Source organism: Sphingobium sp. (genome assembly GCF_041987595.1).
In the GTDB taxonomy this organism is placed as follows: Bacteria; Pseudomonadota; Alphaproteobacteria; order Sphingomonadales; family Sphingomonadaceae; genus Sphingobium.
In genome coordinates this window covers 42,675-57,361 of the sequence record NZ_JBHIWJ010000008.1, presented here as the reverse complement: position 1 = coordinate 57,361, position 14,687 = coordinate 42,675, and the positions used below count along the sequence as shown (strand labels likewise).

The following is a 14,687-nucleotide window of genomic DNA, read 5'->3' as shown; positions in this document are numbered from 1 at the left end:
GGGGGCCTAGTCGCGCAGCAGCTCGTTGATCCCGGTCTTGGACCGCGTCTGCGCATCCACCCGCTTCACGATCACCGCGCAATAGAGGCTCGGCCCCGGCGTGCCGTCGGGCAGCGGCTTGCCGGGCAGCGAGCCGGGCACGACCACCGAATAGGGCGGCACTTCGCCGATGAAGACTTCGCCGGTGGCGCGGTCGACGATCTTGGTCGACATGCCGATGAACACGCCCATCGACAGCACAGAGCCCTTGCCGATGCGCACGCCTTCCACGACTTCGGACCGCGCGCCGATGAAGCAGTCGTCCTCGATGATCACCGGATCGGCCTGCAACGGCTCCAGAACCCCGCCGATGCCGACGCCGCCCGACAGGTGCACATTCTTGCCGATCTGCGCGCAGCTGCCGACCGTTACCCAGGTGTCGACCATCGTGCCTTCATCGACGAAAGCGCCGATGTTCACGAAGCTCGGCATCAGGATCACATTCTTGGCGACATGCGCGCCCGCGCGAGCGAACGAACCGGGCACCGCGCGGAAACCGGCGGCGCGGAAGGCGGCTTCATCCCAGCCCGCGAACTTGCTGGGCACCTTGTCCCACCAGTGACCCGCGCCCGGGCCGTTATCGATCATCGCATTGTCGTTGAGACGGAAGGACAGCAGCACCGCCTTCTTCGCCCACTGGTTGACCCGCCAGCCGTCGGCCGTGGGCTCCGCGACGCGCAGTTCGCCTTTGTCGAGAAGCGCCAGCGTCTTGTCGACCGCCTGACGGACTTCGCCCTGCGTCGACAGGTTCACGTTGGCCCGGTCCTCCCAGGCGGCGTCTATGGTCGCGATCAGTTCGTTGCTCATGGCTGTTCCCCAGTAATATCCGCCAGAAAGGGCGTCAGATGGTCGGTTTCGAAATCGATGAAATCGGGATGATGGCCGTGGTCGCCCGCTTCCGAGCCGTTATTGACCCAGATGGTGGTCATGCCGATCGCCTTGGCGGGCTTCAGGTTGCGCGCCATGTCCTCGAAAAAGGCGGCGCGGGCCGGATTCACGCCATGCACGCGGCACAATTCCGCATAGCCTGAGGGGTCGGGCTTCGGAATATATTGGCAGGCGTGGATATCATGGATCAGCTCGAACGCATCGGTCAGGCCGAGCCTGTCCAGCACCCGCGTCGCATAGGCGCCATCGCCATTGGTGAAGATCAGCCGCCGCCCCGGCAGCGCGGCGATATGGGCATTGAGCGCCTCATCCACCTCCAGCCGATCCATCGAAATATCGTGGACATAATCGAGAAAGGCGTGCGGTTCGATGCCATGATGGTGCATCAGGCCCGACAGCGTCGTGCCATGCTCCAGAAAATAGCGTTTCTGCGTCGCCCGCGCGATCTCCGGATCGCAGCCCAGCAGTCCCTGGATGAACTCGCCCATCTTCACGTCGATCAGCGCGAACAGGTCCGCCTTCGCCGGATAGAGCGTATTGTCCAGATCGAAGATCCAGCAATCAACATGGGCAAGGTCGGCGCGCATGGCCGCGCCCTAGTCCTCCGGGCCGCCAAGGGCAAGACCGCCGTCAGCCGCAACCCGGCGCTTCGCTGTCCTGATAGAAAGTCTGGACCGCTTCCCAGGCCTCCTCGGCCGTCTCCACCCAGGTCAGAAGGTTGAGGTCCGACGGCGAGATCACGCCTTCATCGGCCAGCGCCTCGAAATCCACCACCCGCGTCCAGAATTCCCGCCCGAACAGCAGCACCGGGATCGGCTTCATCTTGCCGGTCTGGATCAGGGTCAGCAGCTCGAACATCTCGTCGAACGTGCCGAAGCCGCCGGGGAACACCGCCAGCGCCCGTGCGCGGAGCAGGAAGTGCATCTTGCGCAGGGCGAAATAGTGGAACTGGAAACTCAGCTCGGGGGTGACGAAGCGATTGGGCGCCTGTTCATGCGGCAGGACGATGTTCATGCCGATGGTGGTCTGGCCAACCTCATGAGCGCCGCGATTGGCCGCCTCCATGATCGAGGGGCCGCCGCCCGAGCAGACGACGAAATGGCGGCATCCCGCCTCGTTCACGGGATAGTGCGCGGCGATCCGGGCCAGTTTGCGCGCTTCGTCATAATAGCGGGCCTTCCTGCCCAGATTTTCGGCGATGCGCTTCTGGTCGGGGGTGACCGCGGCGTCGATGCGCGCCTGCACCTGATCGGGTTCGGGGATGCGGGCCGAGCCGTAGAAGACGAAGGTCGACTCGATCTTCGCTTCATCCATCAGCAATTGCGGCTTCAGCAGTTCCAGCTGGAAGCGGACCGGCCGCAGATCTTCGCGCAGCAGAAACTCCGTATCCTGGAAGGCAAGGCGATAGGCCGAACTGCTGGTCTGGGGGGTTTCGATCCCTTTTCGGGCATCGGCCGCTTCCTGGCGGGCGGGGCGGAATTTGCGTTCTTCGATTTCTTTTCTGGTCATTTTCACCAAGGTAGGCACCGAAGATGACAAAGCCAAGGCGCTTATCGGCAAAATCCCCCACGTCCGCCCATATCGAAATGAAAATGGTCATGATGCGCGGCGTTGTAATCGGGGCTGAGCACGGTCCGGAATCGCTTGCAGGCGCTGGCGTGCACGATTTCGAGGAATTGCCGGGTCCGCCTGTCGCCGTTCCAGTCCTTTTCGATCGAAATGCGCCGTCCGTCGCTCAGCACGAAGGCGGACACGTCGATCGCGTTGCTGTGCGCATGTTCGGAGAGCTTGCCGCTGCCCGCGATCGGGCGGCAGTTATAGGTGCCGAAGGTCTCGATCTTCTCGATCTCCGCGCCCAGGATCAGCCGGGCGGCGGGCTGCACGCCATAGCGCGCCCAGGCCGCGAAATTCGCGGCAAGGTTGCACGTCATGGCGCCCAGATTGGTTGCAGGCACCCCGATGTCGAGCAGTTTGACGCTGCCCACGGCGCTGCATCCTCCGCCGAAATTCTGGTCGGGCAGGGGGGTGAAGAGAATGGATTGCGAGGACAGTTTCGCCATGCACTGGCGCACCTCCATGGGCGGAGGCGCGGCCGGGCGCACCGTTCTGACCGGCTTGGAAGGCCGCTCCACACGCCCACGCGGCACCAGATCGCCACCGCAGCCAGCGAGCGCCAGCAGGGCCGTCAGCCCTGCGCCGCGAAAGATCGCTTTCCCCCTGATCCGCTCGAACATGAGGGCAGCATTTACCATGTCCTGCTGGCTCAAGGGTTAACGGCGGACTCGGTTCATCGCATCGAGACGGTCATTTCGACTCTTTCGCAGCTTGACTCTTTCGCCGGGGACTTTAGTGCGGCCGGCGGGCCACGCGGTCCCAACGCCGCGCGTGCTCTCTGTAAGGAGACGCAGACATGACTGATATGATTGCCGCAGACGCCACCATTGCGCCTGCGAAGCCCGCCGCCAAGCCGGCCCGCCCCTATTTTTCTTCCGGTCCCTGCGCCAAGCCTCCGGGCTGGAGCGCCGACAAGCTGAGCGCCGAATCGCTGGGCCGCTCGCACCGCGCCAAGATCGGCAAGACCCGCCTCGCTTATTGCATCGACCTGATGCGCGAGCTGCTGAACCTGCCCGAAACCCACCGCATCGGCATCGTCCCCGGCTCCGACACCGGCGCCTTCGAAATGGCGATGTGGACCATGCTGGGCGCCCGCCCGGTGACGACGCTGGCCTGGGAAAGCTTCGGCGAGGGCTGGGTGACGGACGCCGCCAAGCAGCTGAAGCTCGATCCGACGATCATCCGCGCCGACTATGGTCAGTTGCCCGATCTTACGCAGGTCGACTTCTCGAACGACGTGCTGTTTACCTGGAACGGCACCACCTCGGGCGTGCGCGTGCCGAACGCCGACTGGATTCCGGCCGACCGCGAAGGGCTGACCTTCGCCGACGCAACCAGCGCGGTATTCGCCTATGAGATCGACTGGACGAAGATCGACGTCGCCACCTTCTCCTGGCAGAAGGTGCTGGGCGGGGAGGGCGGCCATGGCGTGCTGATCCTCGGCCCGCGCGCGGTCGAGCGTCTGGAAAATTACACCCCGGCATGGCCGCTGCCCAAGGTCTTCCGCCTGGTGGCGAAGGGCAAGCTGGCCGAGGGCGTGTTCAAGGGCGAAACGATCAACACCCCCTCCATGCTGGCGGTCGAAGACGCGATCTTCGCGCTGGAATGGGGCAAGTCGATCGGCGGTTCCGCCGGCCTGATCGCGCGCAGCAACGCCAATGCGGCGGCGCTCAACAGGATCGTCGAGGAACGCGACTGGCTCGGCCATCTCGCCGCCGACGAAGCGTCGCGCTCGACCACCAGCGTCTGCCTGACCGTCGAGGGTGCGGACGAAGCCTTCATCAAGAGCTTCGCGGCCCTGCTGGAGAAGGAAGGTGCCGCCTATGACGTCGCGGGATATCGCGACGCCCCGGCGGGCCTGCGCATCTGGTGCGGTGCTACCGTCGAAACCGCCGACATCGAAGCGCTCGGTCCATGGCTCGACTGGGCCTATGCGACCGCCAAGGCTGGCTGATTCAGCTTAACCGCGTCACCCCGGACTTGATCCGGGGTTCCGCTTCTTCTTCATGTCCGCCCGCAGACAAGCGGGACCCCGGATCAAGTCCGGGGTGACGAGGAAACATAGGAATTCTCCATGCCCAAGGTACTTATTTCCGACAAGATGGACCCCCGCGCCGCTGCGATCTTCCGTGAGCGTGGCGTCGAGGTTGACGAAATCACCGGCAAGACCCCGGACGAACTGAAGGCGATCATCGGCCAGTATGACGGCCTCGCCATCCGCAGCTCGACCAAGGTCACCAAGGACATTCTCGACCACGCCACCAACCTGAAGGTCATCGGCCGCGCGGGCATCGGCGTCGACAATGTCGACATTCCGGCCGCCTCGTCCAAGGGCGTGATCGTGATGAACACCCCGTTCGGCAACTCGATCACCACCGCCGAACATGCCATTGCGCTCATGTTCGCGCTGGCCCGCCAGCTGCCCGAAGCCAATGCCCAGACCCAGCAGGGCCTGTGGCCCAAGAACGGCTTCATGGGCGTGGAAGTCACCGGCAAGACGCTGGGCCTGATCGGTGCGGGCAACATCGGCTCCATCGTCGCCAGCCGCGCTCTGGGCCTGAAGATGAAGGTCGTCGCTTTCGATCCCTTCCTGACCCCGGAACGCGCCGTCGAAATGGGCGTGGAAAAGGCCGATCTCGACACGCTGCTGGCGAAGGCCGACTTCATCACGCTGCACACGCCGCTGACCGACCAGACCCGCAACATCCTGAGCAAGGAAAATCTCGCCAAGACCAAGAAGGGCGTGCGCATCATCAACTGCGCCCGTGGCGGCCTGATCGACGAAGCCGCGCTCAAGGAGGCGATGGATTCGGGCCATGTGGCGGGCGCCGCGCTCGACGTGTTCGTGACCGAACCGGCGAAGGAATCGCCGCTGTTCGGCACGCCTAATTTCATCTGCACCCCGCATCTGGGCGCGTCGACCGATGAAGCGCAGGTCAATGTCGCTCTGCAGGTGGCCGAGCAGCTCAGCGACTATCTGCTCGACGGCGGCATCACCAACGCGCTGAACGTACCGTCGCTGTCGGCTGAAGAAGCTCCGAAGCTCAAGCCTTATATGGCGCTGGCGGAAGAACTGGGCAGCCTCGTCGGCCAGCTCGAGGGCGACCGCATCCAGAGCGTCTCGGTCGAGGTCGAGGGCCATGCCGCCGAACTCAACCAGAAGCCGATCACCGCTGCGGTGCTGGCTGGCCTGATGCGCGTCTATTCGGACACGGTGAACATGGTCAACGCGCCCTTCCTCGCGAAGGAACGGGGTCTGGACGTGCGCGAAGTGCGCCACGACCGCGAAGGCGACTATCAGACCCTCGTTCGCGTGACCGTGAAGACGGAAAGCGGCGACAAGTCGGTCGCGGGCACCCTGTTCGGCCATTCGCAGCCGCGTCTGGTCGAACTGTTCGGCATCAAGGTCGAAGCCGACCTCGCCGGCGACATGCTCTACATCGTCAATCAGGACGCGCCGGGCTTCATCGGCCGTCTGGGTTCGACGCTGGGTGAGGCGCAGGTCAATATCGGCACCTTCCACCTGGGCCGCCGCAACCAGGGCGGTGAAGCCGTGCTGCTGCTCTCGGTCGACGGTGCGGTCAATGAAACCGTCCTTGGCGACATCTGCAAGCTGGCAGGCGTCAAGACGGTGAAGCTGCTGCGCTTCGCGTAAAAGATGGTTCGGGCTGGCCTATTGCGTATAATGCGCTAAAGGGCCAGCCCCATGACCATGACGAGTGCCACGATCCCGCCCGGTCTCCTTCCTGAAGGACTGTCGGACCGCCTGCCGCCGCAGGCAGAGGCTTCCGCGCGCCTTGCCCGCCATGTGCTCGATACTGTCGCCACCCATGGCTATGAGCGCGTCATGCCGCCGATCGCGGAGTTTGAGGAAACGCTGGTCGGCCGCCTGAAATCGATGAAGGCGCAGGACCTCATCCGCGCCATTGACCCGGTTTCCCAGCGCAGCCTGGCCCTGCGCCCTGACATGACCGCGCAGGTCGGCCGCATCGCCGCCACCCGCCTTGCCTCCGCACCGCGTCCGTTGCGGCTGTCCTATGCGGGGCCGGTCATCCGCCTGCGCGCGAATCAGCTCCGCCCGGAGCGTGAGCGGTTTCAGGTCGGCGCCGAACTCATCGGCAGCGACAGCGTCGCTGCCGCGGTGGAGATCGTGAACGTCGCCATCGAAGCGCTGCAGGCTGCTGGCGTCACGGGTATCACCATCGATTTCACGCTGCCGGACCTGATCGACACGCTCGCCGCCGGTCCGCTGCCGCTGGCTCCGCAAGAAATTGAAGCCGTCCGCACGGAACTTGACGCCAAGGACGCGGGCGCGCTGGCGGAGATCGGCCCTGCCGCGGCCGCCTATCTGCCGCTGATCGAGGCCACCGGCCCCTTCCATGCCGCGATGGAGCGGCTCGAGGCGTTCAGCGCCAGCCTGGGCGGCGCCATCGACAGCCGCATCGCGGGCCTGCGCGCCATCGCCAGGCCGATCGGCTGGGACATCACCCTGACGCTCGATCCGACCGAGCGCCATGGCTTTGAATATCAGAACTGGTTCGGCTTCTCGATCTTCGCCGAGGGTTTTACCGGCGAGATCGGCCGGGGCGGGAGTTATGCGATCATCCGGGCCGATGGTTCGGAAGAACCGGCCATGGGCTTCTCGCTCTATCCCGATCCGCTGATCGATGCGGGCTTCGGCGGCGAAGCGCCAAAGCGCCTGTTCCTGCCGCTGCACCATGACGCGGCCCGCGCGGCCGAACTTCGCGCGCAAGGCTGGCAAACCATCGCCGCGCTGACCGGGCAGGAAAATGGCGAGACGCTGCGTTGCACCCATTGGCTGGAAGGCGACACGCCGCGCCCTTACTGACTTGACGGGTTGGGCTTGACTTCATTGGGGCAGCGCGGCTAACGCGCGCCCCGCAACAGGGCGACATGCCCAATTGATCCCACCGGCATGCCGAGTCCCGTCGAAGGGCATGGCCGGTCCGCGCGGCGGGCGGAGGACTGTATCCATGGCAAATGTTACCGTGATCGGCGCCCAGTGGGGTGACGAAGGCAAGGGCAAGATCGTCGACTGGCTGTCGGAACGCGCTGACGTCGTCGCCCGTTTTCAGGGCGGGCACAATGCCGGCCACACGCTGGTCGTGGGCGAGAAGGTGTACAAGCTCTCGCTGCTTCCTTCGGGTATCGTGCGCGGCACGCTGTCGGTGATCGGCAATGGCGTGGTGCTGGACCCCTGGCACTTCCGCGATGAGGTCGCCAAGCTGAAGGGACAGGGCGTGGAGATCACGCCTGAAAACCTCCAGATCGCGGAAACCTGCCCGCTGATCCTGCCTTTCCACCGCGATCTTGACGGTTTGCGGGAGGACGCGTCGGGCGCGGGCAAGATCGGCACGACCCGCCGCGGCATTGGCCCGGCCTATGAGGACAAGGTCGGCCGCCGCGCCATCCGCGTCTGCGACCTCGCCCATCTCGACGATCTCGGCCCGCAGCTCGACCGCCTGACCGCGCATCACGATGCTCTCCGCGCGGGCTTCAACGAAGCGCCGATCGATCGCGACGCGCTGATGGCCGAACTGCGCGACATCGCCGGCTTCATCCTGCCCTTCGTGAAGCCCGTCTGGCTGACGCTCAACAAGGCGAAGGCGCAGGGCAAGCGCATCCTGTTCGAAGGCGCTCAGGGGACCTTGCTCGACATCGACCACGGCACCTATCCCTTCGTCACTTCCTCCAACACGGTCGCCGGCACGGCGGCGAGCGGCACGGGCCTTGGCCCGAGCGGCGCGGGCTTCGTGCTGGGCATCGTCAAGGCCTACACCACCCGCGTCGGCTCCGGTCCCTTCCCGACCGAGCAGGAGAATGACGTCGGTCAGCGCCTTGGCGAGCGCGGCCACGAATTCGGCACGGTCACCGGCCGCAAGCGCCGCTGCGGCTGGTTCGACGCCGTGCTGGTGCGCCAGTCTGTCGCGGTATCGGGCGTCACCGGCATCGCGCTCACCAAGCTGGACGTGCTGGACGGCTTCGAGGAGTTGAAGATCTGCGTCGGCTACAGGATCGGCGACCAGACGTTCGACTATCTGCCCGCCCATGCGCAGGACCAGGCCAGGGCCGAGCCGGTCTATGAAACCATCGAAGGCTGGCAGGACACCACGGCCGGCGCCCGCAGCTGGGCCGACCTGCCGGCGCAGGCGATCAAATATATCCGCCGCATCGAGGAACTGATCGGCTGCCCGGTCACGCTCGTCTCCACCAGCCCCGAGCGCGAGGACACCATCCTCGTGCGCGATCCCTTCGCGGATTGAGGGTTTCCGGGTTTCCGCCAAGCTGAAACCCATCGGCACCGGCCCACGGGAAAGTGGGCCGGTGCGGTCCCCAACAAAGGAAGACTCCCATGGCCGGCGAACGCTTCGAGCGCCACAAGCAACCCTGGACGGCGGATGAGCTGCAAAAGCTCCACGCGCTGGCGAAGAAGGGCATGGCATTGAAGGCGATCGCCAAGGCCCTGACCCGCAGCGAGGAATCGGTGAAGGCCCGCGCCAAGCAGGACGGGCTTTCCATCGCCAAGCTGCGCTGAACCGCCTGAGGCCCACCGCCATGCGCCCGCGGCGCGGCAGCGGCACGAGCGCACATGTCCCCTTCTCCTCCGGTTTTCCACCGGGACAGACGAGCTGACATATATCGGCGCGAACGGCTGATTGGGGTGGTTAGGCGAACGACTGCTTTGGGGCATCATACTTCGATACCTACTTCTTACAAAGCATGGGCAATGCCGACGGCTAACGACCGGAAGGGAGTGGCCCGGTAACGAACTGCATATATGACGGACGGACAAGTCGGAGTGAAACGTGGAAGACGGCATCAATCATATCTACGAGGGTGAACAGGCGCGCATTTTGGAGCGCGCCCTAGCCCTTCCACTTCCAGACGCGGTTTTTACCATTATTTACTACAATCAGCGTGAAAGGCGTGCCCATCTCGATGCCATCCCGCTCACAGTTCTCGATCGGGACCACGATCCTGAAGTCGTTCGAGATTGGCAGAGCCGTGTAGGCAAACTGCTGAACGGCGCATATGACGTTGGCGATGCTTGGCATCGGCGTGACGGGACATACGAGAAAACACGCGCAGACTATGAAGCTGCAAATCCCGGCTTCAACGCGAAAACTTATGATAAAGCCGAATACTACGGCTTATGGCTATCCCGATAGCTATGACTTCCCATTGCTGAAAGTCTGCTAGCAGGCAGAAGAAGGCCCGATCTGAACGGCAATTTCTGGTCGCTTCCAGACCGTCCGTTATTCCAGCCGCCCTGACGGCCGCCGGGAATGATGCGTGACCCATCGGACACAATATCCCCGAAAAACATCCTATTTTCCCGACAGGGCATAATCCGGCCTGTCCTATTTCCCGCCGCCCGGCCTATCCCCCTTGCCGTCTTTGAAATGTCCGGCACATGACACGCGCTGCCTACGCGCGCCCGGGCACGCGCGCGCATACACTGTGAACTTCGACGCAAATCCGCCATTCATCGTCGGAAGCCTTCACGCGCGACGCGCCCCATGGTTGCCCAGCCGCCCGTCCAGCCATACCAGCGCAGCGCCTGCGATAAGAAAGCCCGCCGCGATCAGCATCGCATTCAGCAGAACCTGCCCGATCCCCAGCCTGACGACATTGATGAAGGGATAGGCATATTTCTCCTCCATGGCCCCACGCAGCAGCGCATAGGGCAGATAAGTCACCGGAAACACTGCCCACCAGAGCGGATCGCGCCGCCGCAGCCTGCCCTTGGGCGCGCAGGCGATCCACCATAGCGCCGCCAGCACCGGGACGGCCTTGTGCAGCAGCATATCGGCGAGCAGGGCGCCGCCGCTGAGATCCAGCAGCCCGCGCAGCAACAGCCCGTAAATCACGCCCACCAGAAGGATCGCCAACGTCACCCCGCCAATCCGCCGCGCCGTCACCCTTGCGCCCAGCGCGATCCCGCCAAAGATCACCGCCACCGCAACATTGGTCAGCACCGTAAAATAGCGCAGCAGGACCCACAGCGTCTCGCCCACCGTTCCGGTCTGCCCGAAGGTCGCCCGGAACTGGATCATCAGTCCCGCCGTCGCCGTCGCGGCGATGATGCCCGCCCCGACCCGCCGCACCCCCTGTTTCAAGCCGCCTGCCTCCCGTCCGCCTCGCCAGCGGCGATCACCGTAGCCGCCACCAGATCGCCCGTCACGTTCAGCGTCGTGCGGCACATGTCGAGGAAGCGGTCGACCCCCAGCACCAGCCCGATCCCCTCCGGCGGCACGCCGACCATGCCGAGGATCATCGCCACCACCGGCAGCGACCCCGCAGGCACGCCTGCTGTTCCGACGCCGCCCAGAATGCAGACCAGCATCACCATCAACTGTTGCGTCAGGCTGAGGTCGATTCCGAAAAACTGGGCGAGGAATATGACGGTGATCCCCTCGAACATTGCCGTGCCATTCTGGTTGGCGGTGGCTCCAATGGTCAGCACGAAGCGGGCGATCCGCCGGGGAAGGTGCAGTTTTTCCTCCGCCACCCGAATCGCGGTCGGCAGGGTGGCGTTGGAGGAGGCGGTGGCGAAGGCCATCATGGCAGCCTCCTGCACCGATCCGAAGAAACGCAGGGGCGAGCGCCGCGCCACCAGCCCGATCAGAAGCGAATAGACCCCGAACAGTTGCAGGCCCAGCGCCAGCAGCACCACCCCTACATAGGCGGAAAGCCGCACCAGCAACTCCCAGCCGAACTGCGCCGCCAGATTGAACATGAAACAGGCGATGGCAAGCGGGGCCAGACGGATGACCAGCCCCATCAGCCGCATCGTCACCTCGAAAAGCTCCTCCATGGCGGAGAACAGCAATTTCGTCTGCTCGGTCCGGACCAGCACCAGCCCAATGCCGAAGAACAGGGCGAACATCATCACCGCCAATATATCGTTCGCTGCCATGGCCTTGACGATATTGTCCGGCACGATGGCAAGCAGCGCGTCCAGCCCCTTGGGCGTCTCGCCGCCGCGCGCCAATATCGCCTGCGCGCCTTGCCCGGCATTGTCGAGCATCGCCTGCGCCTGCGTCGGATCGACGCCGGCGCCGGGTTTCAGCAGGTTCACCACAACCAGGCTGATGGCCACGGCGATGCCTGAAACGACCAGCGTGTAGGCGAGCGTCCGCAGACCCACCCGCCGCAGCGAGCGCATCTCGCCCATCTCCGCCACGCCGACGATCAGCGCGGACACCAGCAACGGAATCACCAGCATGAACAGCAGCCGCAGGAAAACCTGCCCGATCGGCCCGGTGACATAGCCCGTCACGATATCGACCCAATGCGCGTCCGGCGCCGCCACATAAACCGCAAGTCCGAGGGTCAGACCGATGGCAAAACCGGCCAGCATCTGCCATTGCAGGGACAGCGTCGCGGTTCCGGACGGTGGGGCATCGTTCGTCATGGCTGCTCGCCTTCCATGGCCTTTCCAACCTTCGATCGTCGACGAAGGTTGCCGCTGGGCCATCATGGCGCAATTTCATTACGCTGCCGATGATTTTTCATGGCGCACCGGACATATTGCCGTGACGGGCGCGTTAACGCCGTCCATCTCCGGAGAACCGCATGATCGTCAAAGCCGTACCCAATATGCGCACGCTGGCCAGCGAAGTGTGGAGGCCGCTGGCTTTGCTCTTCATCTGGGACTGCGCGGTCACGGCGGGCTATTATCTCCTGCCATTCGAGGCGCCCTCGCTGCCGCTCACCATCTTCGGGTCGGCGCTGGCGCTGTTCCTCGGCTTTCGCAGCAATTCCTCCTATCAGCGCTGGTGGGAGGGGCGCATCCTCTGGGGTGCGATGATCAACGCCTCACGCAGCCTGGCCCGCGCCGTCCGCAATTTCCTGCCCGACCCGCAGGCCAGGAATCTCAAGCGCGAGATCATCATGCGCCAGATCGCCTATGTGAACGCTCTGCGCCTGCAGCTGCGCCGCCAGCCGATTGATGAGACAGTGACGGCCTTCCTTGAGGAGCGGGATCAGGGCCTCGCCCTTGCCCGGACCAATCCCGCCAATGGCCTTCTCGACAGCACCGGACGGCGGATAGACCTCGCCCGGCGGGAGGGCTGGCTCGACACCGTTCAGCAGGCCCAGATGGAGCGCGTGCTGGTCGATATCGCCAATGCGCAGGGCGGGATGGAACGGCTCAAGAACACGCCGCTGCCGATCCAATATCGCTTCCTGCCGACCTTCTTCACGCATCTTTTCTGCGTGCTGCTTCCGATCGGACTGGTGGAGACGCTGGGCCTTGCGACGCCGCTCGGTTCGACGGTGGCAGGGTTGATGTTCCTTGCCGTTCTCCGGATCGGGGACGATCTGGTCGATCCCTTCGCCAATACGGTGCATGATGTCCCGCTGGCGGCGCTATGCCGGACCATCGAGATCGACCTGCTGCAATCCATCGGCGATGAGGCGCCTCCGCCGGCTCAGCCGGTCAAGGGCATCCTCTGGTAAGGCGCTTTTTTGCCGAGATTTCCGAGCCGTCAGATGTGTCCATCTGACTTGAAACCCGTCTGGAGCCTTTTGCCAGCGACCGGAACCGGTCGCTGGTCGAAAAATCGCGGAAAACAAAGAATGCGGAGCGGCGATCCGATTTCGTCGGATCGAAACCCGCACTAGCCCCGCCGTTCATCATCCACCATGTCCGACGCCAGCTCCAGCCCGGCGCGGCCATGGGCGGGCGTGTTTGCGGGCGCCTTGGGGTGAGGGACATATTCGGGTTCCTCGACTTCCAGCATGCCTTCCCATTTGGTGATGACGGAGGTGGCGATGGCATTGCCCAGAACGTTGGTAGCGGTGCGGCCCATGTCCATGAAATGATCGACGGCGAGGATGAAGGCCACACCCTCCACCGGCAGGTCGAACTGGCCCAGCGTCGCGGCGACCACCACCAGCGACGCCCGCGGCACGGCGGCGATGCCCTTGCTGGTCACCATCAGCACGAGGAGAATGGTGATCTGCGTGGCGATCGGCAGGTCGATGCCATAGGCCTGCGCAATGAAGATCGTCGCGAAGGTCGAATACATCATCGACCCGTCGAGATTGAAGCTGTAGCCCAGCGGCAGCACGAAGCTGTAGATCCGCCGCGGCACGCCGAAGCGGTCGAGTTGCTCCAGCATTTTGGGATAGGCCGCCTCCGACGAAGCGGTGGAGAAGGCGATCAGGATCGGTTCGCGCACATAGCGGATGAGCTTCAGCATGCGACGCCCAAGGAAGATCGACCCTGCTCCGAACAGCAGCAGCCAGAGTGCGATCAGCGACAGATAGAATTCGCCCACCAGTTCGCCAAAGGTCCTGAGCACGCCCAGCCCCTCTGTCGTCACCACCGAAGCCAGCGCGCCGAACACCGCAAGCGGCGCTACGCGCATGACATAACCAGTCACTTGCAGCATCAGCTCGACCATCGCCTCGACCACCGTGACGATCGGCTTGCCCTTCTCTCCGATGGCGGTCAGCGCGACGCCGATGAACAGGGAAAAGACCACAATCTGAAGGATCGAATTTTCCGCCATCGCCCCGATCATGGAAGTCGGGAAGACGTGCAGGATGAAGTCGCGGAAATTCAGCGCCTCGGTGCTCACGCCCGCATCCGCGCCTGAACGTACGAGGTTCAGTCCTTCGCCGGGCGCGAAGAAATTGACGAAGATCAGCCCAAGAGTCAGGGATATCAGGCTGGCGATGATGAACCAGGCCAGCGCCCGCCCCCCGATCCGCCCCAGCGCCGCGCTGTCGCCCATATGGGCAATGCCGGCGACCAGCGTGGAAAAAACCAGCGGCGCGATGATCATCTTGATGAGGTGGAGGAAGATGTCGGCCAGCAGATGGTAATAGCCCGCTACATCCTTGGCCAGCGCCTTGTCGCCGCCAAACCACAGATTGGTGGCGAAGCCCACGACCACCCCCAGAACCATGCCCGTCAGGATGAACGCCGTCAGTCGATTTCGCATCTTGTTCCTTTAACCGGCTCGCGAACGCGCCGCATAGCTGTTCTGGTCCCGTATGGCGGTTACACCTAACAGGCACCCGAAGCCCCCGCAATCGCAGCGCGTCAGGCTGTCACCGGCTTAAACGAATGAAGAAAAATAGTCCGCGCCCTCAAAAGGAACCGTAATGGA

Annotated in this window: 14 protein-coding genes; 7 read left to right on the top strand and 7 right to left on the bottom strand. The window is 64.1% G+C overall.

Going from position 1 to position 14,687, the window contains the following annotated elements:
* Positions 1 to 6: 6 nt before the first annotated feature.
* Genes dapD through ACFC3J_RS03965 form a run of 4 tightly spaced genes read right to left on the bottom strand, consistent with a single transcriptional unit; the run spans position 7 to position 3,179 of the window.
* A complete protein-coding gene (dapD, locus tag ACFC3J_RS03980) occupies positions 7 to 846 on the bottom strand; it encodes a 2,3,4,5-tetrahydropyridine-2,6-dicarboxylate N-succinyltransferase (protein WP_375194909.1) in 840 nt (279 codons plus the stop codon).
* Positions 843 to 1,514, bottom strand: coding sequence for a pyrimidine 5'-nucleotidase (locus ACFC3J_RS03975; RefSeq protein WP_375194908.1), 672 nt, complete (start codon positions 1,512 to 1,514; stop codon positions 843 to 845). Before ACFC3J_RS03975 ends, dapD begins: the two co-directional genes overlap by 4 nt.
* A gap of 43 nt (positions 1,515 to 1,557) precedes the next feature.
* On the bottom strand, positions 1,558 to 2,436 hold the full coding sequence (locus tag ACFC3J_RS03970; protein ID WP_375194907.1) for a TIGR00730 family Rossman fold protein: 879 nt from the start codon (positions 2,434 to 2,436) through the stop codon (positions 1,558 to 1,560).
* 41 nt (positions 2,437 to 2,477) lie between these two features.
* The gene (locus ACFC3J_RS03965) at positions 2,478 to 3,179 is read right to left on the bottom strand and encodes an extensin family protein (protein WP_375194906.1); all 702 of its coding nucleotides are present in this window, start codon (positions 3,177 to 3,179) and stop codon (positions 2,478 to 2,480) included.
* A 158-nt stretch (positions 3,180 to 3,337) separates the two neighbouring features.
* Here ACFC3J_RS03965 and ACFC3J_RS03960 point away from each other — a divergent pair, with 158 nt between their 5' ends.
* The 6 genes from ACFC3J_RS03960 to ACFC3J_RS03935 all read left to right on the top strand — a co-directional run bounded on the left by ACFC3J_RS03960 (position 3,338) and on the right by ACFC3J_RS03935 (position 9,731).
* Positions 3,338 to 4,495 (top strand): phosphoserine transaminase, encoded by a 1,158-nt coding sequence (locus tag ACFC3J_RS03960; RefSeq protein WP_375194905.1) that lies wholly within the window; start codon positions 3,338 to 3,340, stop codon positions 4,493 to 4,495.
* A gap of 120 nt (positions 4,496 to 4,615) precedes the next feature.
* Positions 4,616 to 6,196, top strand: coding sequence for a phosphoglycerate dehydrogenase (gene serA / locus ACFC3J_RS03955; protein WP_375194904.1), 1,581 nt, complete (start codon positions 4,616 to 4,618; stop codon positions 6,194 to 6,196).
* Positions 6,197 to 6,253: 57 nt separating this feature from the next.
* Complete coding sequence (locus ACFC3J_RS03950) at positions 6,254 to 7,390, top strand: ATP phosphoribosyltransferase regulatory subunit (RefSeq protein WP_375194922.1); 1,137 nt, start codon at positions 6,254 to 6,256, stop codon at positions 7,388 to 7,390.
* Between the two features lie 145 nt (positions 7,391 to 7,535).
* Positions 7,536 to 8,825, top strand: coding sequence for an adenylosuccinate synthase (locus ACFC3J_RS03945; RefSeq protein WP_375194903.1), 1,290 nt, complete (start codon positions 7,536 to 7,538; stop codon positions 8,823 to 8,825).
* Positions 8,826 to 8,914: 89 nt separating this feature from the next.
* On the top strand, positions 8,915 to 9,097 hold the full coding sequence (locus tag ACFC3J_RS03940) for a hypothetical protein (protein WP_375194902.1): 183 nt from the start codon (positions 8,915 to 8,917) through the stop codon (positions 9,095 to 9,097).
* Positions 9,098 to 9,368: 271 nt separating this feature from the next.
* The gene (locus ACFC3J_RS03935) at positions 9,369 to 9,731 is read left to right on the top strand and encodes a hypothetical protein (RefSeq protein WP_375194901.1); all 363 of its coding nucleotides are present in this window, start codon (positions 9,369 to 9,371) and stop codon (positions 9,729 to 9,731) included.
* A gap of 333 nt (positions 9,732 to 10,064) precedes the next feature.
* Here ACFC3J_RS03935 and ACFC3J_RS03930 read toward each other — a convergent pair whose 3' ends face one another.
* Positions 10,065 to 10,682 carry a Pr6Pr family membrane protein gene (locus tag ACFC3J_RS03930; RefSeq protein WP_375194900.1) on the bottom strand — a complete coding sequence of 206 codons (618 nt, stop codon included), beginning with the start codon at positions 10,680 to 10,682 and terminating at the stop codon, positions 10,065 to 10,067.
* Positions 10,679 to 11,980 (bottom strand): dicarboxylate/amino acid:cation symporter, encoded by a 1,302-nt coding sequence (locus ACFC3J_RS03925; RefSeq protein WP_375194899.1) that lies wholly within the window; start codon positions 11,978 to 11,980, stop codon positions 10,679 to 10,681. Before ACFC3J_RS03925 ends, ACFC3J_RS03930 begins: the two co-directional genes overlap by 4 nt.
* 161 nt (positions 11,981 to 12,141) lie before the next feature.
* Here ACFC3J_RS03925 and ACFC3J_RS03920 point away from each other — a divergent pair, with 161 nt between their 5' ends.
* Complete coding sequence (locus ACFC3J_RS03920) at positions 12,142 to 13,026, top strand: bestrophin family protein (RefSeq protein WP_375194898.1); 885 nt, start codon at positions 12,142 to 12,144, stop codon at positions 13,024 to 13,026.
* 161 nt (positions 13,027 to 13,187) lie between these two features.
* Here the strand turns inward: ACFC3J_RS03920 and ACFC3J_RS03915 are convergent, their stop codons facing one another.
* Positions 13,188 to 14,519 carry a dicarboxylate/amino acid:cation symporter gene (locus ACFC3J_RS03915; protein WP_375194897.1) on the bottom strand — a complete coding sequence of 444 codons (1,332 nt, stop codon included), beginning with the start codon at positions 14,517 to 14,519 and terminating at the stop codon, positions 13,188 to 13,190.
* Positions 14,520 to 14,687: the final 168 nt, after the last annotated feature.

What these genes read in the sequence shown, in the direction of transcription:
- serA (WP_375194904.1), top strand. Translation starts at nt 4,616, where the DNA reads ATGCCCAAGGTACTTATTTCCGACAAGATGGACCCCCGCGCCGCTGCG.
- ACFC3J_RS03970 (WP_375194907.1), bottom strand. Translation starts at nt 2,436, where the DNA reads ATGACCAGAAAAGAAATCGAAGAACGCAAATTCCGCCCCGCCCGCCAG.
- ACFC3J_RS03960 (WP_375194905.1), top strand. Translation starts at nt 3,338, where the DNA reads ATGACTGATATGATTGCCGCAGACGCCACCATTGCGCCTGCGAAGCCC.
- ACFC3J_RS03940 (WP_375194902.1), top strand. Translation starts at nt 8,915, where the DNA reads ATGGCCGGCGAACGCTTCGAGCGCCACAAGCAACCCTGGACGGCGGAT.
- ACFC3J_RS03925 (WP_375194899.1), bottom strand. Translation starts at nt 11,980, where the DNA reads ATGACGAACGATGCCCCACCGTCCGGAACCGCGACGCTGTCCCTGCAA.
- ACFC3J_RS03975 (WP_375194908.1), bottom strand. Translation starts at nt 1,514, where the DNA reads ATGCGCGCCGACCTTGCCCATGTTGATTGCTGGATCTTCGATCTGGAC.
- ACFC3J_RS03945 (WP_375194903.1), top strand. Translation starts at nt 7,536, where the DNA reads ATGGCAAATGTTACCGTGATCGGCGCCCAGTGGGGTGACGAAGGCAAG.
- ACFC3J_RS03965 (WP_375194906.1), bottom strand. Translation starts at nt 3,179, where the DNA reads ATGGTAAATGCTGCCCTCATGTTCGAGCGGATCAGGGGGAAAGCGATC.
- ACFC3J_RS03915 (WP_375194897.1), bottom strand. Translation starts at nt 14,519, where the DNA reads ATGCGAAATCGACTGACGGCGTTCATCCTGACGGGCATGGTTCTGGGG.
- ACFC3J_RS03950 (WP_375194922.1), top strand. Translation starts at nt 6,254, where the DNA reads ATGACGAGTGCCACGATCCCGCCCGGTCTCCTTCCTGAAGGACTGTCG.
- ACFC3J_RS03920 (WP_375194898.1), top strand. Translation starts at nt 12,142, where the DNA reads ATGATCGTCAAAGCCGTACCCAATATGCGCACGCTGGCCAGCGAAGTG.
- dapD (WP_375194909.1), bottom strand. Translation starts at nt 846, where the DNA reads ATGAGCAACGAACTGATCGCGACCATAGACGCCGCCTGGGAGGACCGG.